At 53.4% G+C, this 427-nt stretch carries 1 pseudogene; it reads right to left on the reverse strand.

Going from position 1 to position 427, the window contains the following annotated elements:
• Positions 1-396: pseudogene (locus VT06_RS17440) on the reverse strand (IS21 family transposase); the annotation flags it as partial.
• Positions 397-427: the final 31 nt, after the last annotated feature.

Below are 427 nucleotides of genomic sequence, written 5' to 3' on the forward strand. Positions count from 1 at the left end.
GGCTAACACCACCGCCAGAGTATTAGAGCCAATATGCGTGGCCCAGCTGCGAATACGCTCGGGGTTCCACTCCTGATAGGCGGCATGGTTTTCTGGCATATGTGCCACGTCGGTACTGTGCCGGTACGCATTATGGCTGCGCGGATGTTGTGCAACACATTTAGCCTGATGGTAAACCTTAACCAGCGTTTGCGTGGCACTGATTTCAACCCGCTCACCCACTAAACGATGCGGCACCGAGTACCAGTGATTGTCGTACTGTACGTGGTAATCTTTGGCGACTTTCGCAATGCGATAATCGGTGTACTCATAGGCATAAGGCGGCAGGGGTTGTAGTGCGGGAGCATCCAGCAAGGTAAAAAGCTGCTCACGGCTGGCACCGTTGTAATGCTTCATCGGCCGCTGATTAAGTTCAGTATTGAGCGCC

Source organism: Arsukibacterium sp. MJ3 (genome assembly GCF_000987765.1).
Classification (GTDB): Bacteria; Pseudomonadota; Gammaproteobacteria; order Enterobacterales; family Alteromonadaceae; genus Alishewanella.